Consider the following 21,522-nt stretch of genomic DNA (forward strand, 5'->3'; position numbering starts at 1 on the left):
GCGCGCTGCGGTCTGAGGAAGAAGAATTCATGAGCTCGATGCCCAAACGCCTTGCGTCGGTGGATGCGCTCCGCGGCCTGGCGGTTGCGGCGATGCTGCTGGTCAACAACCCCGGCGATTGGGGTCACGTCTACGCACCGTTGGAGCACGCCGCTTGGCACGGTTGGACGCCGACCGATCTGGTGTTTCCGTTCTTCCTGTTCATCGTGGGCGTGTCGCTGTCCTTGGCGATGGGCGCGCGGATGGAGACCGGCCACGCCACCGGCTTGCGACGCACCGTGGTCGTCCGTGCCCTGCGCATTCTGTTGCTCGGCGTGGCGCTGCATGCGCTGGCCTGGTGGGTGTTGGACCGTCCGGCCTTCCGCATCCCCGGCGTGCTTCAGCGCATCGGGCTGTGCTTTGGCTTGGTGGGGTTGATCGCCCTGCACTGGCGTGCACGCGGCCAGTGGGCGTGGTTGGCGCTGCTGCTGGTCGGCTATGGCGCGCTGCTGCTGTGGGGCGGTCCACTGGACAAGGCGAGCAATATCGCCAGTCGGGTCGATGCCTGGCTGTTGGGCCCGCATGGCTATGAATGGGATCCGGTGACGGGGCTGGGGCACGATCCGGAGGGCATCGTGTCGACCCTCGGTGCGCTGGCCACCACCTTGCTGGGCTGGCGATGCGGGGAGGCGTTGCGTCAAGGCGACTTGCGCCAGCTCGCGATCCTTGCGGCGGTGTCGGCATCGATGGGCTGGGGCCTGGATGCGTCGGGCCTCATGCCGATCAACAAGAACCTGTGGACGCCCGCGTTTGTGCTGTGGACCGGCGGGCTGGCCGCGATGGCGCTGTGGCTCGCGCATGCATTGATCGATGCCCGCGGCTGGCCGGCGCTGTTCCGCAGTTTTGGGGTGAATGCGATTGCCGCCTATGCCGGCGCGTGGATCTGCACCGTGGTCCTGGAGGGATCCGGTGGGATGGCGCCGCTCTATGCGCACGGCTTCGGCTGGCTGGCGTCGATCGTGGGGCCCGAGGGGCGGTCGCTTGCGTTTGCGCTGGTCTTCGTCGGGGTGTGGTGGGCGGTGGTGCGTCTGATGGATGCGCGTCGGATCTACATCAAGGTGTGAACCTGCAAGACGTCCTGCATTGCCGCGCTGACAATGTGGCCGTCGACGCCTGTCGATGAGGCCCGCAGGCGCTCCTCCCGTCCACTCGAATCACCGCGACAGGTTCTGGTCATGAGTTCATCGTTCTCCATCCGGATGCCGCCCGATGTCCAGTCATTGCAGATCGGCGAGCACCAGGTGCTGCTGATTGACGATTTCCTGGAAGATCCGCAGGCGCTGGTGGAGGCCGCCTGCGCCAGTCCGTTCGAGACCTGCCCCGGCGTAGCGGAGGGTAAGGGCTACCCCGGCATGCGCGCGACCGCACCGTCTGCCTATTCACAGGCGCTGGGGGCGCTGCTGGATCCGCTGATCAAGCTGAATTTCGGGGTCGATGAGGCGTTGCCGTTGCGCAAGACGCCCTGCATGTTCTCGTTGACCACGGTGGCGCCGGCTTCGTTGGGGCCGCTTCAGCGCACGCCGCATTTCGATTCCAGCACGCCGCATCACATGGCGGCGCTGCTGTATCTCTGCGGTGCGGAGCATGGCGGGACCGGCTTCTATCGCCACATCGCGACCGGGCTGCAGCAGATCACGCCGCAGACCAAGGATCGCTACGCGCAGGCCTATCGCGCCGAGATCGAACGACGGCCGCCTCCGCCGCGTTACTTCGATGACTCCGACCAGCACTTCCAGTTCCTGGGCATGGTGCCCGCGCGTTTCAATCGGCTGGTGGTCTATAGCGGCGGGCTGTTGCACACCGCCTGCATCAATCCCGGAATGAGCATTCGAGACGATCCACGACGCGGGCGCCTGACGGTGAACACCTTCGTCGACTTCTGACGCGCACAACCGCTGCCGCAGTGAATTCAGCCCGGCATTCGACCGGGCTTTTTTGCGCCTGGGGGCGGCTGCAGGCGCTCGACGTCGATCGGTCCGAAGGGGCAGGTGAGGGCGCTGAGGATGCGGATGCCGGGTGCGTTCCGGCTTGCCGTCCGAAACGAAAAAGCCCGGCGTGGTGCCGGGCTTTGCTCGAGGCTTCGGCCCCGAATGACGCGTTCAGGAACGCTTGCTCAGAACTTCGCGCTCAGGCCGACACGGTAGGTCGTTTCACCCATGAAGGACCAGGCGGGATAGCCGCCCTTGAGCGACTGCCGCAGCGTGGTGCCCGAAGCCGCCGCGCCGTACTGGACGTCGTCTTCCTTCAGCAGGTTGATCGCGTCGAAGGACAGGCGCAGCTTGGGCGTGATGTTCCAGCCCATGCTCAGGTCCAGCGTGCCGTAGTCGTCATGCATGCGGTTGCCGTAGTAGCCGGTCTCGCGAACCATGTACTTCGAGCGCCAGTTGTAGGCCAGACGCGCGGAGTAGACCTGGTCTTCCCAGTAGCCCACAAGGTTCACGTTGTGCTTGGAGGACAGCGTGAAGACATTCAGCTCGTCCTGGTAGCTGGTCGCCGGTGCCTTGGCATCGGTGTAGGTGTAGTTCGCCACCACGCCGAAGCCGTTGTTGAAAGCATGGTTGATCTGGGTCTCGATGCCGTTGATCTTGCCGCCGCCGGCATTGATGTAGCGATTCACCGTCCAGTTGTCGACGTTCGTGTCCGGGCTGACCAGGCCGATCTTCTGATTGATCAGCGTGTCGGTGGTGATGAAGTTGTCGATCGTCTTGTGGAAGTAGCTGGCCGAGACCAGATTGCCACGGCCGTAGTAGTACTCGATGCCCAGGTCGAACTGCTTGGACGACATCGGCTTCAGGCTGGGTGAGCCGTAGTTGACCGTCTCGTTGTTGTTCACCCCGTCCTGCCATCCCTGGGTGGCACCGGCGAACATGTTGTCGTAGTTCGGGCGGGTGATCGCCTTGGAGGCAGCCAGGCGCAGCAAGGTGTTGCGGTTGAGGTCATACACCAGGTTCAGGCTCGGCAGGACGTCGTTGTAGGACGCGCTGTTGCGTTGCTTGTTGGTGCTCCAGCCGATGTTCTGTGCCACGTCGCCGGTGGCCAGCGGCGTGCCGTCGAAGATGTAGGCCTCGTTGCTCGCCTTGGTGCGGATGTAGCGCAGGCCGAAGTTGCCGTGCAGCGCGTCCTTCTCGAAGTTGAACATGCCGTACAGCGAGGTGTTCTTCTCCTCGATCTGTCCGTAGCCGCCGCGGGATTGGATCCAGCTGGCCACGTTGGCATTGGCCAGCGCGAACATGGCGCCCAGATTGGGCTTGGGCACGCTCCAGCCCGGGGTGCCCATCGGGATGGTGCCGCTGAACAGGCTGTCGGTGGACGCGGTCACCGGCGTGGTCACGAAGGTGGGGCGGTACTCGTCCTTGGTGAAAGTGTGCTTGGTGGCCCGGACGCCGGCCTTGAAGGCGGTCAGGAAGTTCCAGTCCATGTCGATGGTGACATCGGCCTGTGCGTAGTCTTCCTTGTCCTTGTTGGGGCCGCGCGCGGTGGCCCAGGACTCCGGCGACGAGGTGGCGGGCAGGTTGCCCAGTCCGACCGTCATGTCATGCCCCGGATTGATCGACACGGTCTTGCCGGTGGCGTCGGTCGTGCCGTACCACTTCGGCAGGCCGGGGGCGTTGCCCCATCCGAGGTAGCTGTAGTTGGTGGTCAGCGAGGTGCCGCCGTCGGCCTTCGTGGTGCCGGCGACGCCTTCGACCTTGAAGCCGTTGCCCTTGAACGAGCCGTCAAGCACCAGGGTGTCCGAGGTCATCTTGGCCGCGCGGGCCCAGGTCTGCAGGAAGGTGCTGGTCGCGTTGGCAGCGTCAATGCTGGTCTTCTGGCACAGCAGCGCCGGATCCGGATTCGGTTGGACGCAGGCGTTGGTGTTGGCGTAACCCTTGCCTGGGTCCTGCAGCGTGAACAGGTAATGCGTGGTGTTGGACGCGTCGGCGTCGTATTCCAGGCGGGTGTAGGTCAAGCCCAGGTCGACGCCTTGCGCCGGGCGGGCCTGCAGGCTGACGTTCAGCGCCTTGCGCTCGCGCTCCTGCACGAAGGTGCCCGGTGTCACGTCGCCCGACCAGCGACCGTCGGCCTCAATGCCGCGGCGCATGTAGTCACCCTTTTCGAGTGCGCCTGCCACCAGCACGCCGAACATCTTGCTGCTGTCGCGCCAGCTGTACAGGCCTGAGACCTCCTTGTTCCAGTCCTTGCTGACGGTGCCCTTGCCGCTCTTCACGCTGAAGAACGCGGCATTGGGGTCCATGTCCAACGGCTTGCGGGTCTTCACGATCACCGTGCCGCCGATGCCGCCTTCGGTCAGGTCGGCCTGGGAAGTCTTGTAGACCTCCATGCCGCCGATGAGCTCGGAGGGGAGCAGGGAATAGTTGAACGAGCGGTCGATGGCCTTCTGGTCATACCAGCCGGTTGAGGCGACGGATTGGCCGTTCAGCGTGGTGTAGGTCATCTGCGGATCGGTGCCGCGGATGGACACCGACGCGCCCACGCCGAAGTCCCGCCCCACCGAAATGCCAGGAATGCGACCCAGCGCCTGACCCACGTCCGAGTCGGGCAGCTTGCCCACGTCTTCGGCGGAGACGGCGTCGACCGTGGCGCTGGCATTTTTCTTGATGGCGGCGGCGGACTGCAGCGATGCACGGATCCCGGTGACCACCACCTGTTCCAGTTGCGTGCTGTCGGCCGGTTTGGCGGCTTGTTCCGCCTGTTGCGCATGGACGGCGAACGCTGCGCTCATCAGCGTCAGCGTCACGGCTGCCGCGATTGGGGTCTTGTTGACCTTCATGAACTGCTCCTCGAGTGGCCGATGGATCTGGACGGCCAGGATGAAGACTTGGCACCCGAATCACGACACCCATCCCAGAGTGGCATTCCGCCGGCGCCCCCGAATACACCTCTAATACAACCAATGCCATGCCACTATAACGGCCGGTAGTGCCACTTTGCTACCAGTTCAAGGGCCGTGTTTTCCCTGCTGTGGCAGGCTCACGACCGCGATGGACAGCGGTGTCTGGCGGTTTTCGCTGCGAGAAGGCGTGTGCGGTCGAGGTGGGGAGCGCGTGTGGCGACTTGGTCGCTAATTGGTATTAGCGAAAGGCGGCTACTTGGCGGGCATGGTGTCGGTTGGTGGGGGTGGGCTGGTTGCTGCGAAACGGTCAGCGATTCATGAGTTCAGGCAATTCGGCGTGATAGAGGATGTAGGTGCGATGCACGAAACTCGCACGCCTCATCAATTGCCTGCAAAAAGTGTTTGCGTGGCGAATGAACGCTGCTATAGTCGTGGGCTCGCCTCGGAGGGGTGGCCGAGTGGTTAAAGGCAGCAGACTGTAAATCTGCCCGCTAACGCGTACGCTGGTTCGAATCCAGCCTCCTCCACCAAGGCGAAACAAATGCGATGGCTCGGAGCGGTGATCCGCTTCGCAGTCGGAGCGGTTGTTGAGATTGGAAAACTCCCGGGCGGGAGTAGTTCAATGGTAGAACCTTAGCCTTCCAAGCTAATGACACGGGTTCGATTCCCGTTTCCCGCTCCAACGGAAGTTGAAGGTGTTGTCGAGAAATCGACACAGGTTTGCTGATAACGTCATCAATCCTGTGTCGATGCCCATGTGGCTCAGTGGTAGAGCACTCCCTTGGTAAGGGAGAGGTCACGCGTTCGATCCGCGTCATGGGCACCACCTCTTTTCTGTATCCCGTTTCTTGATCTGATCGCCAGGAGCGCAAGATGGCAAAAGGCAAGTTTGAACGTACCAAGCCGCACGTGAACGTGGGCACGATTGGTCACGTTGACCATGGCAAGACCACGCTGACGGCTGCGATCGCGACCGTGCTGGCTGCGAAGTTCGGCGGCGAAGCGAAGGCCTACGACCAGATCGATGCGGCCCCGGAAGAAAAGGCGCGCGGCATCACGATCAATACCGCACACGTGGAATACGAGACGGCCAACCGCCACTACGCCCACGTGGACTGCCCCGGACACGCTGACTATGTGAAGAACATGATCACCGGTGCGGCGCAGATGGACGGCGCGATCCTGGTGTGCTCGGCCGCTGACGGCCCGATGCCCCAGACCCGCGAGCACATCCTGCTGGCACGTCAGGTCGGTGTGAAGTACATCATCGTCTTCCTGAACAAGTGCGACATGGTGGACGACGCCGAGCTGCTGGAGCTGGTGGAAATGGAAGTCCGCGAGCTGCTGAGCAAGTACGACTTCCCTGGCGACGACACCCCGATCATCAAGGGTTCGGCCAAGCTGGCGCTGGAAGGCGACAAGGGCGAGCTGGGCGAAGGCGCGATCATGGCGCTGGCCGATGCGCTGGACTCGTACATCCCCACGCCTGAGCGTGCTGTGGACGGCGCGTTCCTGCTGCCGGTGGAAGACGTGTTCTCGATCTCTGGTCGTGGCACCGTGGTGACCGGTCGCGTCGAGCGCGGCATCATCAAGGTCGGCGAAGAAATCGAAATCGTCGGCATCCGCGATGTTCAGAAGACCACCGTGACCGGCGTGGAAATGTTCCGCAAGCTGCTGGACCAAGGTCAAGCGGGCGACAACGTGGGCATCCTGCTGCGCGGCACCAAGCGTGAAGACGTCGAGCGCGGCCAAGTGCTGGCCAAGCCCGGCTCGATCAAGCCGCACACCCACTTCACTGCTGAGATCTATGTTCTGAGCAAGGAAGAAGGCGGCCGTCACACCCCGTTCTTCAACAACTACCGTCCCCAGTTCTACTTCCGTACCACGGACGTGACCGGTGCCGTGGAGCTGCCGAAGGACAAGGAAATGGTCATGCCTGGCGACAACGTCAGCATCACCGTGAAGCTGATCGCTCCGATCGCCATGGAAGAAGGTCTGCGCTTCGCTATCCGTGAAGGCGGTCGCACCGTCGGCTCGGGCGTCGTGGCGACGATCATCGAGTAATTTAGTTAGAGACCACAGGGGCATAGCTCAATTGGCAGAGCGTCGGTCTCCAAAACCGAAGGTTGGGGGTTCGAGACCCTCTGCCCCTGCCAGCGAACGTTGATCGAACGCTGGTTCTAGTGGTCAAGCCAAGCCCGCGGGAGTTATCTCGGCGGGCTTTGCTGCTGGTGGGTTCGCTGGAGCTGTTCCAGTCGAACAAATGCCGCCGCAGATGATGCGGCTGGGAAGTGAGTTCAATGTCCAATCCTCAAGTCGAAACAGTGACGACGGGCGCCGACAAGGCCAAGTTGGCCGGCGCCGTGCTGCTGTTGGTGGCGGCGCTCGTGGCGTTCTATGCACTGAGTAAGCAAGGTCCGTGGGTCCAATGGGGCGCACTGCTGGCGCTGCTGGTCGCATCGGCCGGTGCGTTCTTCACCTCGGAGTCCGGCAAGTCGCTGATCGCCTATGGTCAGGATTCGATCAAGGAAGTGAAGAAGGTCGTCTGGCCGACCCGCAAGGAAGCCACCCAGATGACGCTGTATGTCTTCGCATTCGTGGTGGTGATGGCGCTCTTCCTTTGGCTCACCGACAAGACGCTGGAATGGGTGCTGTACGACCTGATCCTGGGTTGGAAGCGCTGAGCAGCGGCAACAGATAGGACCGAGATGAGCGAAGATCAAAACGTCGTTGCGACCGAGTCGACCGCCCCCGCAGGCCTGCCCAAGCGCTGGTATGTGGTGCATGCCTATTCCGGCATGGAGAAGGCTGTCGAGCGCAATCTGCGCGAGCGCATTGATCGCGCCGGCATGCAAGACAAGTTCGGTCGCATCCTGGTGCCGACCGAGGAAGTCGTTGAGTTGAAGAACGGCAAGAAGGCCGTGACCGAACGTCGCTTCTTCCCTGGCTACGTCTTGGTCGAGATGGTGATGGAAGACGACACCTGGCACTTGGTGAAGCACACCTCGAAGGTGACTGGCTTTGTCGGTGGCGCCAAGAATCGCCCGGCTCCGATTTCGGAAGCCGAGGTCATGAAGATCGTCAACCAGATGCAAGAAGGTGTGGACAAGCCGCGCCCGAAGGTGGAGTGGGTGGTTGGCGAGATCGTCCGTGTCAAGGAAGGTCCGTTCACCGACTTCAACGGCAGCATCGAGGAAGTCAACTACGACAAGTCGAAGCTGCGCGTGTCGGTCACGATCTTCGGTCGTGCGACGCCGGTGGAGCTTGACTTCGCCCAGGTCGAAAAGGTCTGATCTGCTGAGGGGCCATTTGGCGGCGTATGCCGCCTTTGGTCTTTCCGGACAGTGAAACACGAGTGTGAGAGCGCTCGGTGGCGCGAGTCACAAAGCTCTCCGTAACCAGTCCGCAACGAGAGGCGGACAAGAGGAGCAAGGGTAAGGACTCGCGTCCGAGCCCCTTGCGCTGGCACTCAGGTGATGCGGCGAGGCCGTTGCATCGCTTTCAGGAGAAAGTATGGCCAAGAAGATTATCGGCTTCATCAAGCTGCAAATCCCGGCTGGCAAGGCGAATCCGTCGCCTCCGGTCGGTCCCGCGCTGGGTCAGCGTGGTCTGAACATCATGGAATTCTGCAAGGCGTTCAACGCCCAAACGCAGAGCTATGAGCCGGGCCTCAAGTTGCCGGTCGTGATCACCGCCTTCGCGGACAAGAGCTTCACCTTCGTGATCAAGTCGCCTCCGGCGACCGTGCTGATCAAGAAGGCAGCGAAGATCGACAAGGGTTCGCAGCGTCCCCATCTGGACAAGGTCGGCAAACTGACCCGTGCCCAGCTGGAAGAGATCGCCAAGACCAAGCAAAAAGACCTGACGGCCGCCGACATGGACGCTGCCGTTCGCACCATCGCTGGCTCTGCCCGTTCGATGGGCATCATCGTGGAGGGTGTCTGACATGGCCAAGCTGACCAAGCGTCAAAAAGCCCTTCAGGGCAAGGTCGAGTCGACCAAGCTGTATCCGCTGAGCGATGCGCTGAACCTGGTCAAGGACTGCGCAACCGCCAAGTTCGATGAAGCCATCGATGTGTCCATTCAACTGGGCGTCGATGCGAAGAAGTCGGATCAAGTGGTTCGTGGCGCGGTCGTGATGCCCAACGGCATCGGCAAGACCACCCGTGTCGCCGTGTTCGCCCAAGGTGCCAAGGCTGAAGAAGCCCGTGCCGCTGGTGCTGACGTCGTCGGTATGGAAGACCTGGCTGAGCGCGTCAAGGCGGGCGACATGCCCTTCGACGTCGTGATCGCCTCGCCCGACACCATGCGTGTTGTCGGTACCCTGGGTCAGATCCTGGGCCCGCGTGGCCTGATGCCGAACCCGAAGGTCGGCACCGTGACCCCGGACGTCGCCACCGCTGTCAAGAACGCGAAGGCTGGTCAAGTCCAGTTCCGCGTTGACAAGGCCGGCATCATCCACGGCACGATCGGCCGTCGTTCGTTCGACACCGACAAGCTGGAAGGCAATCTGCGCGCGCTGATCGAGGCCCTGAACAAGGCCAAGCCGGCGTCGAGCAAGGGCATCTACCTGCGCAAGATCGCTGTGTCGTCGACCATGGGCGTGGGTGCTCGTGTGGACGTCGCAACGGTCAATGCCACGGCAGCCGCCTAAGACTCTGCCTCCGGCTGAACTCAAATGAGGTGCGACGCGAGTCTGGCGTTGCGCTGATGAATTGGTGGGCTGAGGCTCGATGGAAGTCTGTCCTTGCGGGCCTTCTTCTGCCGGCTGGCTGGCTTGGCGCTTCCAGGCGCCGGGTCTGTCGGTCGATTCGAGTCCAGGTCATCCAAGACCGCTGGCGTGAGCTCCCGCAGTTTGGGGTGATCGCTTAATCGACGACCCGGTCGTCGGCCAGCGCAGATGGCGGTCCCGCTGAAAGGTTTGCTGTCCCGGTTCTCTGGGGAAGTTTCCTGACAGAAGGTCGCTGAATCCGGTGCCCGCGCGGTGGCGATTCGTCGCTGCTTCAAGGGCGTAATGTGAGGAGTAGACCTTGAGTCTCAATCGCAACGAGAAGGCAGCCGTTGTGTCGGACGTGGCAGCGCAAGCTGCCAAGTCGCAGACGCTGGCGCTGGCCGAGTACCGTGGCCTCACCGTGGAAGCCTTGAACAAGCTGCGCGTCGATGCGCGTGCCAAGGGTGTTTATCTTCATGTGCTGAAGAACACCCTGGCCCGTCGTGCCGTCGCCGGTACCTCGTTCGAGGCCGCCTCGGAGGCCATGGTCGGTCCGCTGATCTACGGCTTTTCGGAAGATGCTGTCGCGGCTGCCAAAGTCATCGCTGACTTTGCCAAGACCAACGACAAGCTCGTCATCAAGGGCGGCGCCTACGGTGGCAAGGCTCTGGATGTCGCCGGCGTGAAGGCGCTGGCTTCGGTCCCGAGCAAGGAAGTGCTGCTGTCGCAGATCGCTGGCCTGCTGCTGTCGCCGGTGCAACGCACCGCGGCCGTGCTGGCAGCTCTGGCTCAGCAAAAGGGTGGCGGCGCCGAAGCCGAAACCCCGGCCGAAGCTCCGGCCGCTGCCTGACCGACGCAACCCCTGCGCAAGCAATCTATCTGTTTTTAGGAAACTATCATGGCATTCGATAAAGACGCTTTCCTGGCTGCCCTGGACAGCATGACCGTTCTGGAACTGAACGATCTGGTCAAGGCAATTGAAGAGAAGTTTGGCGTGTCCGCCGCTTCGATGGCTGCTCCCGCTGCTGGTGGCGCCGCCGCCGGCGGTGCTGCTGCCGCCGAAGAGAAGACCGAGTTCAACGTGGTGCTGACCGAAGCCGGCGCCAACAAGGTCTCCGTCATCAAGGCCGTGCGCGAAATCACCGGCCTGGGTCTGAAGGAAGCCAAGGACCTGGTCGACGGCGCTCCGAAGCCCGTCAAGGAAGGCATCTCCAAGGCCGACGCCGAAGCTGCCAAGAAGAAGCTGGAAGAAGCCGGCGCCAAGGTCGAACTCAAGTAAGACCTTGTGGAGCGAGGGCGGTTCTGCCGCTCGGCTCCTGTCGACGAGAGGGGTGGTCCCATGGGGCCTCCCCTTTCCTCGTTTCAGGGTGGCTGGTTTTTGCAGCGCCCACTCGGGGTAATCCCCGGGGCATTTCAGGTTGACAAAGCGCACCTGAAAGCATCGTGCTGTATCATGTGCGGTTCTTTCAAGTGTTCTCTGATCCGACTGCAGAGAACGGTTTGGTCGGGCCGCGGTCCGGTCGTGCGGGATGCCAGGGTTGCAGAGGTGCAACGCCTCATGGGTCCCGTCCGGCTGCCGGGGTTGTCCGCCAGCGGTTGGTAGTGGCCAACCACCAAGCTTCGGGTGCAATGCCCGAACAGCCAGTCGCCGACGCAGCGCGCCTCGCGGCCAGGGGCGCGCTCGACACGGAGTGTTTATGGCGCAAGCAACCCCCTACAGCTACACCGAGCGCAAGCGTATCCGCAAGAGCTTCGGCAAGCGCGTGAGCGTGCTCAACGTTCCCTACTTGCTGACGATGCAGAAGGACTCATATGTCGCCTTCCTGCAGAAAGACGTCGCTCCGCTGAAGCGCAAACCGGAAGGCCTCCAAGCCGCCTTCCTGTCCACGTTCCCCATCGTGTCGCACAACGGGTTCGTGGAAATGAAATTCCTCGAATTCAACATCGCCAAGCCGCCATTCGACGTTCGCGAATGCCAGCAGCGCGGTCTGACCTTTGCCGCCGCCGTGCGCGCAAAGTTGCAGATGATCATCTATGACCGGGAAAGCCCACAGCCCAAGACGGTCAAGGAGATCAAGGAGCAAGAGGTCTACATGGGCGAAGTGCCGCTCATGACCGACTACGGCTCGTTCATCATCAATGGCACCGAGCGTGTCATCGTTTCGCAGCTGCACCGCTCGCCCGGCGTGTTCTTTGAACACGACAAGGGCAAGACCCACTCGTCCGGCAAGCTGCTGTTCTCTGCGCGCATCATTCCGTACCGCGGCTCCTGGCTGGACTTCGAGTTCGACCCGAAGGACATCCTGTACTTCCGCGTCGACCGCCGCCGCAAGATGCCGGTCACGATTCTGCTCAAGGCCATCGGTCTGAACCCCGAGCAGATCCTGGCGCATTTCTTCGTCTTCGACAATTTCCGCCTGATGGATTCGGGCGCCCAGATGGAGTTCGTGGCCGAACGCCTGAAGGGTGAAGTTGCTCGCTTTGACATCACCGACAAGAGCGGTGCGGTCATCGTCGAGAAGGACAAGCGCATCACCGCCCGCCATGTGCGTCAGCTGGAGCAGTCCGGCACGCAGCATGTGACCGTGCCGGAAGACTTCCTGCTCGGCCGTCTGCTGGCCAAGAACATGGTCGATCCGGACACCGGCGAGATCATTGCCAAGGCCAATGATGAACTGACCGATTCGCTGCTGAAGAAGCTGCGCGGTGCTGGCATCAAGGACATCCAGGCACTGTTCACGAACGAGCTGGACGAAGGCGCGTACATCAGCCAGACCCTGGCCTCGGACGAAACCGCCGACCAGTTGGCCGCGCGCGTGGCGATCTACCGCATGATGCGCCCCGGCGAGCCGCCGACGGAAGATGCGGTCGAAGCGCTGTTCAACCGCCTGTTCTACAGCGAAGACACGTACGACTTGTCGCGCGTCGGCCGCATGAAGTTCAACGCCCGCGTGGGCCGCGACATTCCTGAAGGCGCGATGACCTTGTCCAACGAGGACATCCTCGACGTGGTCAAGATCCTGGTCGAGCTGCGCAACGGTCGCGGTGAAGTCGATGACATCGACCACCTGGGCAATCGTCGCGTGCGTTGCGTCGGCGAACTGGCGGAGAACCAGTACCGCTCGGGCCTCGCCCGCATCGAGAAGGCCGTCAAGGAGCGTCTGGGTCAGGCTGAGACCGAAGCCCTGATGCCGCACGACCTGATCAACTCCAAGCCGATCTCTGCGGCGCTCAAGGAGTTCTTCGGTGCGTCGCAGCTGTCGCAGTTCATGGACCAGACCAACCCGCTCTCCGAGATCACGCACAAGCGTCGCGTCTCGGCCCTGGGCCCGGGCGGTCTGACCCGTGAGCGCGCCGGCTTCGAAGTCCGTGACGTGCACCCGACCCACTATGGCCGCGTCTGCCCGATCGAAACGCCGGAAGGCCCGAACATCGGTCTGATCAACTCGCTCGCGCTGTACGCCCAGCTCAACGAGTACGGCTTCCTGGAGACGCCGTATCGCCGCGTGGTCGACTCCAAGGTGACCAACCAGATCGACTACCTGTCTGCCATCGAGGAAGGCAAGTACGTCATCGCCCAGGCGAACGCCTCGCTGAACGAGAGCGGCCAACTGGTCGACGAACTGGTCTCCGCACGTGAAAACGGCGAGTCGGTGCTGACCTCTCCTGAACGCATCCAGTACATGGACGTGGCGCCGACGCAGATCGTGTCGGTTGCGGCCTCGCTGGTGCCGTTCCTGGAGCACGACGATGCGAACCGCGCGCTGATGGGCGCCAACATGCAGCGTCAGGCCGTCCCGACCCTGCGTCCGGAAAAGGCTTTCGTCGGTACCGGCGTCGAACGCGTGGCCGCGAAGGACTCCGGCACCGTGGTGGCAGCCCGTCGCGGTGGCGTCGTCGATTACGTGGACACGAACCGCATCGTGATCCGTGTGAACGACAACGAGACCGTGGCTGGCGAGGTGGGTGTCGACATCTACAACCTGATCAAGTATCAGCGTAGCAACCAGAACACCAACATCCATCAGCGTCCTATCGTCAACCGTGGTGACCGCGTCGCCGCTGAAGACATCATCGCCGACGGCGCCTCGACCGACTTGGGTGAACTGGCTCTGGGCCAGAACATGCTGGTCGCGTTCATGCCTTGGAATGGCTACAACTTCGAAGACTCGATCCTGATCTCCGAACGCGTGGTGGCTGAAGACCGCTACACCTCGATCCACATCGAGGAACTGGTGGTGATGGCCCGCGACACGAAGCTGGGCAGCGAGGAAATCACTCGCGACATCCCGAACCTGAGCGAACAGCAACTGGCTCGTCTGGACGAATCCGGCATCGTGTACATCGGTGCCGAAGTCAACCCGGGCGACGTGCTGGTCGGCAAGGTCACACCGAAGGGCGAGACCACGCTGACGCCGGAAGAGAAGCTGCTGCGCGCCATCTTCGGTGAGAAGGCGTCCGACGTGAAGGACACCTCGCTGCGCGTGGATCAGGGGACCAACGGTACCGTGATCGATGTGCAGGTCTTCACCCGCGAAGGCATCCAGCGCGACAAGCGTGCCCAGCAGATCATTGACGACGAGCTGAAGCGCTTCCGCCTGGACCTGAACGACCAACTGCGTATCGTTGAGGCCGACGCGTTCGACCGTATCGAAAAGCTGCTGATCGGCAAGGTCGCCAATGGCGGTCCGAAGAAGATCACCAAGGGCACTGTCATCGCCAAGGACTATCTGGCTGAGGTCGAGAAGTTCCACTGGTTCGACATCCGTCCCGCAGAGGACGAGATCGCGAACCAGCTGGAGTCGATCAAGAACTCGCTGGAGCAGACCCGTCACAGCTTCGACCTGGCTTTTGAAGAAAAGCGCAAGAAGCTGACGCAAGGCGACGAGCTGCCCGCTGGCGTGCTGAAGATGGTCAAGGTGTACCTGGCCGTGAAGCGTCGTCTGCAGCCTGGCGACAAGATGGCCGGCCGTCACGGCAACAAGGGCGTTGTGTCCAAGATCACCCCGATCGAAGACATGCCCTACATGGCCGACGGCACACCTGCCGACATCGTGCTGAACCCCCTGGGCGTTCCGTCGCGGATGAACGTGGGTCAGGTGCTGGAAGTGCATCTGGGCTGGGCAGGCAAGGGGATTGGCCAACGCATCGGTGACATGCTGCAAGGCGAAGCCCGTGTGGCTGAGCTGCGCTCGTTCCTGGATGAGCTGTTCAACCAGAACGGTGGCAAACCGGAAGACATCGCTCAACTGACCGACGACGAAGTCCTTGGCATGGCCAAGAACCTCTCGACCGGCGTGACCTTCGCCACCCCCGTCTTCGACGGCGCGAAGGAAAGCGAAATCCGCGCGATGCTGCAACTGGCCTATCCGGAAGAGATCGCCACCCGCAAGGGACTGACGGCCACCCGCACCCAGGCCTTCCTGCATGACGGCCGGACCGGCGAACGCTTCGAGCGTCCGACGACGATCGGCTACATGCACGTGCTGAAGCTGCACCACTTGGTGGACGACAAGATGCACGCCCGCTCGACCGGTCCGTACTCGCTCGTCACGCAGCAACCGCTGGGCGGCAAGGCGCAGTTCGGCGGCCAGCGTTTCGGTGAGATGGAAGTGTGGGCGCTTGAAGCCTACGGCGCTTCGTACATCCTGCAGGAAATGCTGACCGTGAAGTCCGATGACGTGAATGGCCGCACCAAGGTGTACGAGTCCATCGTCAAGGGTGAGCACTCGATCGAAGCCGGCATGCCCGAGTCGTTCAATGTGCTGGTGAAGGAAATTCGTTCGCTGGGCATCGACATCGAGCTCGAGCGCAACTAAGCATAGGAACAGGAGAGACACATGAAAGGTTTGCTGGACCTGTTCAAGCAATTCACCCCGGACGAGCATTTCGACGCGATCAAGATCGGGCTGGCCTCGCCCGAAAAGATCCGTTCGTGGTCGTTCGGTGAGGTGAAGAAGCCCGAGACCATCAACTACCGGACGTTCAAGCCGGAACGTGATGGCCTGTTCTGCGCCAAGATCTTCGGCCCGATCAAGGACTACGAGTGCCTGTGCGGCAAGTACAAGCGCCTGAAGCACCGCGGCGTGATCTGCGAGAAGTGCGGCGTTGAAGTCACCCAGACCAAGGTGCGTCGCGAGCGCATGGGTCACATCGACCTGGCCGCGCCCTGCGCCCACATCTGGTTCCTGAAGTCGCTCCCGTCGCGTCTGGGCATGGTGCTCGACATGACGCTGCGTGACATCGAACGCGTCCTCTACTTCGAGGCGTATGTGATCGTCGATCCGGGCATGACCCCGCTGAAGAAATTCGGCATCATGTCCGAGGACGACTACGACGCGAAGCGTGTCGAGTACGGTGACGAGTTCGTTGCGCTGATGGGTGCCGAAGGCATCCAGAAGCTGCTGGCCGAGATGGATCTCGATGTCGAGATCGATCGCCTGCGCAACGACATGACCGGCTCCGAGCTGAAGATCAAGAAGAATTCCAAGCGCCTCAAGGTGATGGAAGCCTTCAAACGTTCGGGCATCAAGCCGAACTGGATGGTGCTGGAAGTTCTGCCTGTGCTGCCGCCGGACCTGCGTCCGCTGGTGCCGCTGGACGGCGGTCGCTTCGCGACCTCTGACCTGAACGACCTGTATCGCCGCGTCATCAACCGCAACAACCGTCTGGCCCGTCTGCTCGAGCTGAAGGCACCTGAAATCATCGTGCGCAACGAAAAGCGCATGCTGCAGGAAGCCGTCGACTCGTTGCTGGACAACGGTCGTCGCGGCAAGGCCATGACCGGCGCGAACAAGCGCGCGCTGAAGTCCCTGGCCGACATGATCAAGGGCAAGAGCGGCCGGTTCCGTCAGAACTTGCTGGGCAAGCGGGTCGACTACTCCGGTCGTTCGGTCATCACCGTGGGCCCGACGCTCAAGCTGCATCAGTGCGGTCTGCCCAAGCTGATGGCGCTGGAGCTGTTCAAGCCCTTCATCTTCTCGCGTCTGGAGGCGATGGGCATCGCCACCACCATCAAGGCGGCGAAGAAGGAAGTCGAATCCGGCACCCCGGTCGTCTGGGACATCCTGGAAGAGGTCATCAAGGAGCATCCGGTTCTGCTGAACCGTGCGCCGACGCTGCACCGTCTGGGCATTCAGGCGTTCGAGCCCGTGCTGATCGAAGGCAAGGCCATCCAGCTGCATCCGCTCGTCTGCGCGGCGTTCAACGCCGACTTCGACGGTGACCAGATGGCCGTCCACGTGCCGCTGTCGATCGAAGCGCAGATGGAAGCCCGCGTGCTGATGCTGGCCTCCAACAACGTGCTGTTCCCGGCTTCCGGCGAACCGTCGATCGTCCCGTCGCAAGACGTGGTGCTGGGTCTGTATTACGCGACCCGCGAACGCACCAACGGCAAGGGCGAGGGCATGGTGTTCTCGGACATTTCCGAGATGATCCGTGCGCTGGACAACGGCGCCGTGGAGATCACCGCCAAGATCAGTGTCCGTCTGACCGAGTACGTCAAGGACAAGGATTCCAACGAGTGGGTTCCCGAGACCAAGCTGGTGGACACGACCGTCGGTCGTGCGCTGCTGTCGGAAATCCTGCCCAAGGGTCTGCCGTTCAGCAACATCAACAAGGCGCTGAAGAAGAAGGAAATCTCGCGCCTGATCAACACCTCCTTCCGCAAGTGCGGCCTGAAGGAAACCGTGGTGCTGGCAGACAAGCTGCTGCAGTCCGGTTTCAAGCTGGCCACCCGCGCGGGCATCTCGATCGCCATCGACGACATGCTCGTGCCCAAGCAGAAGGCCGAGCTAATCGACCGCGCCGAGAAGGAAGTCAAGGAGATCGAGCAGCAGTACGTCTCGGGTCTCGTGACCGCCGGCGAGCGCTACAACAAGGTCGTCGACATCTGGGGCAAGACCGGTGACGAAGTCGGCAAGGTGATGATGTCGCAGCTGTCCAAGGAGAAGATCCTGGACCGCCACGGCAAGGAAGTGGAGCAGGAGTCGTTCAATTCCATCTACATGATGGCCGACTCCGGCGCCCGCGGTAGCGCCGCACAGATTCGCCAGCTGGCGGGTATGCGGGGACTGATGGCCAAGCCGGATGGCTCGATCATCGAGACGCCGATTACCGCGAACTTCCGCGAAGGCCTGAACGTTCTGCAGTACTTCATCTCCACCCACGGTGCTCGTAAGGGCCTGGCGGATACGGCGCTGAAGACGGCGAACTCCGGCTACCTGACGCGTCGTCTGGTGGACGTGACGCAGGATCTGGTCGTGACCGAATCCGATTGCGGCACCGACAACGGCATCAACATGCGCGCCCTGGTGGAAGGCGGAGAGGTGATCGAGTCCTTGCGTGACCGCATCCTGGGTCGCGTGGCCGCGATTGATGTGGTGCATCCGGAGACCCAGTCGGTCCTGCTGGTCGCGGGCAGCATGCTCGACGAAGACACGCTGGATGTGCTGGAAGCTGCCGGCGTGGACGAGGTCAAGGTCCGTACGCCGCTGACCTGCGGCACGCGTTTCGGCCTGTGCGCGAAGTGCTACGGCCGCGACCTGGGCCGTGGTGGTCTGGTCAACACCGGTGAAGCTGTGGGCGTGATTGCCGCGCAGTCGATCGGTGAGCCGGGCACGCAGCTGACGATGCGTACCTTCCACATCGGTGGTGCGGCATCGCGAGCGGCAGTGGCCTCGAGCGTCGAAGCCAAGTCGGACGGCATCATCGGCTTCAACGCCACGATGCGCTACGTCACGAACGGCAAGGGCGACCTGGTGGTGATTTCGCGTTCCGGCGAAATCGTGATCAGCGACCCGCACGGCCGCGAGCGCGAGCGTCACAAGGTGCCTTACGGCGCCCTGTTGAACATCAAGGCCGACCAGACGATCAAGGCTGGCACGATCCTGGCGAACTGGGATCCGCTGACTCGCCCGATCATCACGGAATTCGCCGGTCAGGCGAAGTTCGAGAACGTCGAGGAAGGCGTCACCGTGGCCAAGCAGGTCGACGAGGTGACGGGTCTGTCCACGCTGGTCGTGATCGATCCGAAGCGTCGTGGTGCAGCCAAGGTGGTTCGTCCGCAGGTCAAGCTGCTGGATGCGAACGGTCAGGAAGTGAAGATCCCGGGTACCGATCACTCGGTGACCATCGGCTTCCAGGTCGGCTCGCTGATCCAGATCCGCGACGGTCAGGACCTCGCCCCAGGTGAAGTGCTGGCACGTATCCCGGTGGAAGGTCAGAAGACGCGTGACATTACCGGCGGTCTGCCGCGTGTGGCCGAGCTCTTCGAAGCCCGTTCGCCGAAGGATGCGGGTGCTCTGGCAGAACAGACTGGCACGGTCTCGTTCGGCAAGGAGACCAAGGGCAAGGTTCGCCTGGAGATCACTGATCCGGAAGGCCGCAAGCACGAGCTGCTGGTGCCCAAGGAAAAGAACATCCTGGTGCACGAAGGCCAGGTCGTGAACCGCGGCGAACTGATCGTCGACGGTCCGGCGGATCCGCAGGACATCCTGCGCCTGCTGGGCATCGAGGAACTGGCGCGCTACATCGTCGACGAAGTCCAGGACGTCTATCGTCTGCAAGGCGTGAAGATCAACGACAAGCACATCGAGGTGATCGTTCGCCAGATGCTGCGTCGTGTGCAGATCGCCAACCCGGGTGACTCGTCCTACATCGCTGGCGAGCAAGTCGAGCGCTCGGAGCTGCTGGACACCAACGACCGTCTGCGCGGTGAAGGCAAGATGATTGCCACCCACTCCGACGTGCTGCTGGGTATCACGAAGGCCTCGCTGTCAACGGATTCGTTCATCTCTGCGGCGTCGTTCCAGGAAACGACCCGCGTGCTGACCGAAGCCGCGATCATGGGCAAGCGCGACGAGTTGCGCGGCCTGAAGGAAAACGTGATCGTGGGTCGTCTGATCCCGGCGGGTACCGGCATGGCCTTCCACCAGGCTCGCCGTGCCAAGGAAGAGATGGACGACGCCGAGCGCCGTTCCATCGCGATCCAGGAAGCCGAAGAGCTGGCGTCGGTGCAGTTGGCTGCGCTGGAACCGGGCGAGGGCGGTTCGGCCGAATAAGCCGAACGGATCTCCATCCGTCAGAGGCTGCCGTTCCGAAAGGGGCGGCAGCCTTTTTCCGTTCTAGCGCTGCCTGAAACCGCGGCGATCTTGTTGGGTCAGTCCAACGAGGAGCGCCGAGCCAGCCAAGCGCCCGGAGACAGGATGTCCAGCCCAAGTTTGGCGGCCCGCCTGGCTACTTTCAGCACGGCGCGATCGCGAGAGATCAGGCAAGTCGGTTGGAGCGCGCACTGCGCAAGTGCCAGGTCGATGAACTTCTGATCATCTGGATCGCTGCAGCGGGGGCGCGCCATGCCCAGGATCGGGGCCTCGACGAATTGGCAATGACGGGAAAACACGTCATTCACTCGCTGCAGGTCGGGTGCGTAGGATGCCGCCACCCCGCGAGCAATGACATGGACCAATTCCCCCTTCATCGCCTGCGTCGCGATCCAACGTAAGCGCCCGCTCTCGATATCATCGATGAGTGGCGACAGGCTTGCCTCGCCAAACACCACCCAGTCCATGACGATCTGGGTGTCGAGAACGAGCACCGGGCTGACGAGCTGCTGCGGTGGTTGCGGGGCGTGCATGAGGGGGCAATCAGCGGCGGGCATGGGGCTCGGAGCATAGCGCCTTGTGTGGTTGCATCGAACTGGCCTACAATCGCCGGCTCTTCAGCATGTCTTGATGCGCCCTCACGCCGCTTATCTGTGCGGGGTGGTGTTGATCCGAGCGTGGTGCCGCAAGGTGCTGCGCTTTTGTTGCTTGTGAAATCGGTCTCAATGGGTCGATTTCGGGCCGGAGTTGCATCCCCAAGGCCCGCTGAAGTTGTGACTTCAAACGGGAACAAGTTACTTATGCCAACCATCAATCAACTCGTTCGCCACGGTCGCGAGACCGAGGTGACGAAATCCAAGTCGCCGGCTATGCAGTCGTGCCCGCAGCGCCGTGGCGTCTGCACCCGCGTGTACACCACCACCCCGAAAAAGCCGAACTCGGCGCTTCGTAAGGTGGCCAAGGTGCGCCTGACCAATGGTTTCGAGGTCATCTCGTACATCGGCGGTGAAGGCCACAACCTGCAGGAACACAGCGTCGTGCTGGTGCGCGGCGGTCGTGTCAAGGATCTGCCAGGTGTGCGTTACCACATCGTGCGCGGTTCGCTGGACCTGCAGGGCGTGAAGGATCGCAAGCAGTCGCGTTCCAAGTACGGCGCGAAGCGTCCAAAGAAGGCTTAATCAGCCAAGGTCTTGGTGGCCTGTCGGTCACCGAATTGTTGCGGTCCAGATGCATGTGCACTGGTCACCGAGTAAGTGGATCCCCCTGTCTGTCTGGTGGTGATCCGCGGCGGGGTGAAAGCCCTGACCAACTGAAGCATTGAAGGAAGAATCCCATGCCACGTCGTCGCGAAGTACCCAAGCGCGAGATCCTGCCTGATCCGAAGTTCGGCAGCGTCGATCTGTCCAAGTTCATGAACGTCATCATGGAATCGGGCAAGAAGGCCGTCGCAGAGCGCATCATTTACGGCGCCCTGGAGCAAGTCGAGCAGAAGTCCGGCAAGGACCCGCTGGAAGTGTTCATGATCGCGCTGAACAACGTGAAGCCCATGGTCGAAGTGAAGTCCCGCCGCGTTGGCGGTGCGAACTACCAAGTTCCCGTGGAAGTTCGCCCCGTCCGCCGTATGGCCCTGGCCATGCGCTGGCTGAAGGAATCGGCCCGCAAGCGCGGTGAGAAGTCGATGGCTCAGCGTCTGGCCAACGAGCTGCTGGAGGCCTCGGAAGGCCGCGGCGGCGCGATGAAGAAGCGCGACGAAGTCCACCGCATGGCAGACGCCAACAAGGCGTTCTCGCACTTCCGTTTCTAAACAAGACCTCTCAGGCCGCCTCGGGTTATTACTA

The 21,522-nt window shown here is 62.2% G+C and carries 15 protein-coding genes and 4 tRNA genes; 17 read left to right on the forward strand and 2 right to left on the reverse strand.

Annotated elements, in window-relative coordinates:
- Positions 1-29: 29 nt before the first annotated feature.
- Both N4261_RS02905 and N4261_RS02910 read left to right on the forward strand, forming a co-directional pair.
- Positions 30-1,103, forward strand: coding sequence for an acyltransferase family protein (locus tag N4261_RS02905; protein WP_261758739.1), 1,074 nt, complete (start codon positions 30-32; stop codon positions 1,101-1,103).
- Between the two features lie 111 nt (positions 1,104-1,214).
- Complete coding sequence (locus N4261_RS02910; RefSeq protein ID WP_261758740.1) at positions 1,215-1,922, forward strand: DUF6445 family protein; 708 nt, start codon at positions 1,215-1,217, stop codon at positions 1,920-1,922.
- A 230-nt stretch (positions 1,923-2,152) separates the two neighbouring features.
- On the opposite strand, the gene N4261_RS02915 is transcribed toward N4261_RS02910, so the two are convergent.
- A complete protein-coding gene (locus N4261_RS02915; RefSeq protein ID WP_261758741.1) occupies positions 2,153-4,810 on the reverse strand; it encodes a TonB-dependent receptor in 2,658 nt (885 codons plus the stop codon).
- Between the two features lie 507 nt (positions 4,811-5,317).
- On the opposite strand from N4261_RS02915, the gene N4261_RS02920 reads away from it, so the two are divergent.
- The 13 genes from N4261_RS02920 to rpoC all read left to right on the forward strand — a co-directional run bounded on the left by N4261_RS02920 (position 5,318) and on the right by rpoC (position 19,645).
- Positions 5,318-5,403, forward strand: a tRNA-Tyr gene (locus N4261_RS02920).
- Between the two features lie 78 nt (positions 5,404-5,481).
- Positions 5,482-5,555, forward strand: a tRNA-Gly gene (locus N4261_RS02925).
- A 69-nt stretch (positions 5,556-5,624) separates the two neighbouring features.
- Positions 5,625-5,699 (forward strand) — tRNA-Thr (locus tag N4261_RS02930).
- 47 nt (positions 5,700-5,746) lie between these two features.
- A complete protein-coding gene (tuf, locus tag N4261_RS02935; protein ID WP_261758742.1) occupies positions 5,747-6,937 on the forward strand; it encodes an elongation factor Tu in 1,191 nt (396 codons plus the stop codon).
- Between the two features lie 16 nt (positions 6,938-6,953).
- Positions 6,954-7,029 (forward strand) — tRNA-Trp (locus N4261_RS02940).
- A gap of 144 nt (positions 7,030-7,173) precedes the next feature.
- The gene (gene secE, locus N4261_RS02945) at positions 7,174-7,557 is read left to right on the forward strand and encodes a preprotein translocase subunit SecE (protein WP_261758743.1); all 384 of its coding nucleotides are present in this window, start codon (positions 7,174-7,176) and stop codon (positions 7,555-7,557) included.
- Between the two features lie 24 nt (positions 7,558-7,581).
- Positions 7,582-8,166 (forward strand): transcription termination/antitermination protein NusG, encoded by a 585-nt coding sequence (gene nusG, locus N4261_RS02950; RefSeq protein WP_261758744.1) that lies wholly within the window; start codon positions 7,582-7,584, stop codon positions 8,164-8,166.
- Between the two features lie 220 nt (positions 8,167-8,386).
- Positions 8,387-8,818, forward strand: coding sequence for a 50S ribosomal protein L11 (rplK, locus tag N4261_RS02955; protein ID WP_199596317.1), 432 nt, complete (start codon positions 8,387-8,389; stop codon positions 8,816-8,818).
- 1 nt (position 8,819) lies between these two features.
- The gene (gene rplA / locus N4261_RS02960) at positions 8,820-9,527 is read left to right on the forward strand and encodes a 50S ribosomal protein L1 (RefSeq protein ID WP_261758745.1); all 708 of its coding nucleotides are present in this window, start codon (positions 8,820-8,822) and stop codon (positions 9,525-9,527) included.
- Between the two features lie 376 nt (positions 9,528-9,903).
- Positions 9,904-10,434: a 50S ribosomal protein L10 gene (gene rplJ / locus N4261_RS02965; protein WP_261758746.1), complete on the forward strand. Its 531-nt coding sequence runs from the start codon at positions 9,904-9,906 to the stop codon at positions 10,432-10,434.
- Positions 10,435-10,482: 48 nt separating this feature from the next.
- Entirely contained in the window at positions 10,483-10,863 is a 381-nt protein-coding gene (gene rplL / locus N4261_RS02970) for a 50S ribosomal protein L7/L12 (protein WP_261758747.1), read from the forward strand.
- Between the two features lie 418 nt (positions 10,864-11,281).
- Positions 11,282-15,403, forward strand: coding sequence for a DNA-directed RNA polymerase subunit beta (rpoB, locus tag N4261_RS02975; protein WP_261758748.1), 4,122 nt, complete (start codon positions 11,282-11,284; stop codon positions 15,401-15,403).
- Between the two features lie 21 nt (positions 15,404-15,424).
- Entirely contained in the window at positions 15,425-19,645 is a 4,221-nt protein-coding gene (gene rpoC / locus N4261_RS02980) for a DNA-directed RNA polymerase subunit beta' (protein ID WP_261758749.1), read from the forward strand.
- A gap of 98 nt (positions 19,646-19,743) precedes the next feature.
- Here rpoC and N4261_RS02985 read toward each other — a convergent pair whose 3' ends face one another.
- Positions 19,744-20,217: a PIN domain-containing protein gene (locus tag N4261_RS02985; RefSeq protein WP_261758750.1), complete on the reverse strand. Its 474-nt coding sequence runs from the start codon at positions 20,215-20,217 to the stop codon at positions 19,744-19,746.
- A gap of 267 nt (positions 20,218-20,484) precedes the next feature.
- On the opposite strand from N4261_RS02985, the gene rpsL reads away from it, so the two are divergent.
- Together rpsL and rpsG are read left to right on the forward strand one after the other, a co-directional pair.
- On the forward strand, positions 20,485-20,862 hold the full coding sequence (rpsL, locus tag N4261_RS02990; RefSeq protein ID WP_058933591.1) for a 30S ribosomal protein S12: 378 nt from the start codon (positions 20,485-20,487) through the stop codon (positions 20,860-20,862).
- Between the two features lie 155 nt (positions 20,863-21,017).
- Positions 21,018-21,488: a 30S ribosomal protein S7 gene (gene rpsG, locus N4261_RS02995; RefSeq protein ID WP_261758751.1), complete on the forward strand. Its 471-nt coding sequence runs from the start codon at positions 21,018-21,020 to the stop codon at positions 21,486-21,488.
- Positions 21,489-21,522: the final 34 nt, after the last annotated feature.

Origin of the sequence: Roseateles amylovorans (genome assembly GCF_025398155.2) — a bacterium.
GTDB lineage: Bacteria > Pseudomonadota > Gammaproteobacteria > Burkholderiales > Burkholderiaceae_C > Roseateles > Roseateles amylovorans.

What these genes read in the sequence shown, in the direction of transcription:
- N4261_RS02985 (WP_261758750.1), bottom strand. Translation starts at nt 20,217, where the DNA reads ATGCACGCCCCGCAACCACCGCAGCAGCTCGTCAGCCCGGTGCTCGTT.
- tuf (WP_261758742.1), top strand. Translation starts at nt 5,747, where the DNA reads ATGGCAAAAGGCAAGTTTGAACGTACCAAGCCGCACGTGAACGTGGGC.
- rplL (WP_261758747.1), top strand. Translation starts at nt 10,483, where the DNA reads ATGGCATTCGATAAAGACGCTTTCCTGGCTGCCCTGGACAGCATGACC.
- rplK (WP_199596317.1), top strand. Translation starts at nt 8,387, where the DNA reads ATGGCCAAGAAGATTATCGGCTTCATCAAGCTGCAAATCCCGGCTGGC.
- rplA (WP_261758745.1), top strand. Translation starts at nt 8,820, where the DNA reads ATGGCCAAGCTGACCAAGCGTCAAAAAGCCCTTCAGGGCAAGGTCGAG.
- rpsG (WP_261758751.1), top strand. Translation starts at nt 21,018, where the DNA reads ATGCCACGTCGTCGCGAAGTACCCAAGCGCGAGATCCTGCCTGATCCG.
- N4261_RS02910 (WP_261758740.1), top strand. Translation starts at nt 1,215, where the DNA reads ATGAGTTCATCGTTCTCCATCCGGATGCCGCCCGATGTCCAGTCATTG.
- rpsL (WP_058933591.1), top strand. Translation starts at nt 20,485, where the DNA reads ATGCCAACCATCAATCAACTCGTTCGCCACGGTCGCGAGACCGAGGTG.
- rpoC (WP_261758749.1), top strand. Translation starts at nt 15,425, where the DNA reads ATGAAAGGTTTGCTGGACCTGTTCAAGCAATTCACCCCGGACGAGCAT.
- rpoB (WP_261758748.1), top strand. Translation starts at nt 11,282, where the DNA reads ATGGCGCAAGCAACCCCCTACAGCTACACCGAGCGCAAGCGTATCCGC.
- N4261_RS02905 (WP_261758739.1), top strand. Translation starts at nt 30, where the DNA reads ATGAGCTCGATGCCCAAACGCCTTGCGTCGGTGGATGCGCTCCGCGGC.
- nusG (WP_261758744.1), top strand. Translation starts at nt 7,582, where the DNA reads ATGAGCGAAGATCAAAACGTCGTTGCGACCGAGTCGACCGCCCCCGCA.
- N4261_RS02915 (WP_261758741.1), bottom strand. Translation starts at nt 4,810, where the DNA reads ATGAAGGTCAACAAGACCCCAATCGCGGCAGCCGTGACGCTGACGCTG.
- secE (WP_261758743.1), top strand. Translation starts at nt 7,174, where the DNA reads ATGTCCAATCCTCAAGTCGAAACAGTGACGACGGGCGCCGACAAGGCC.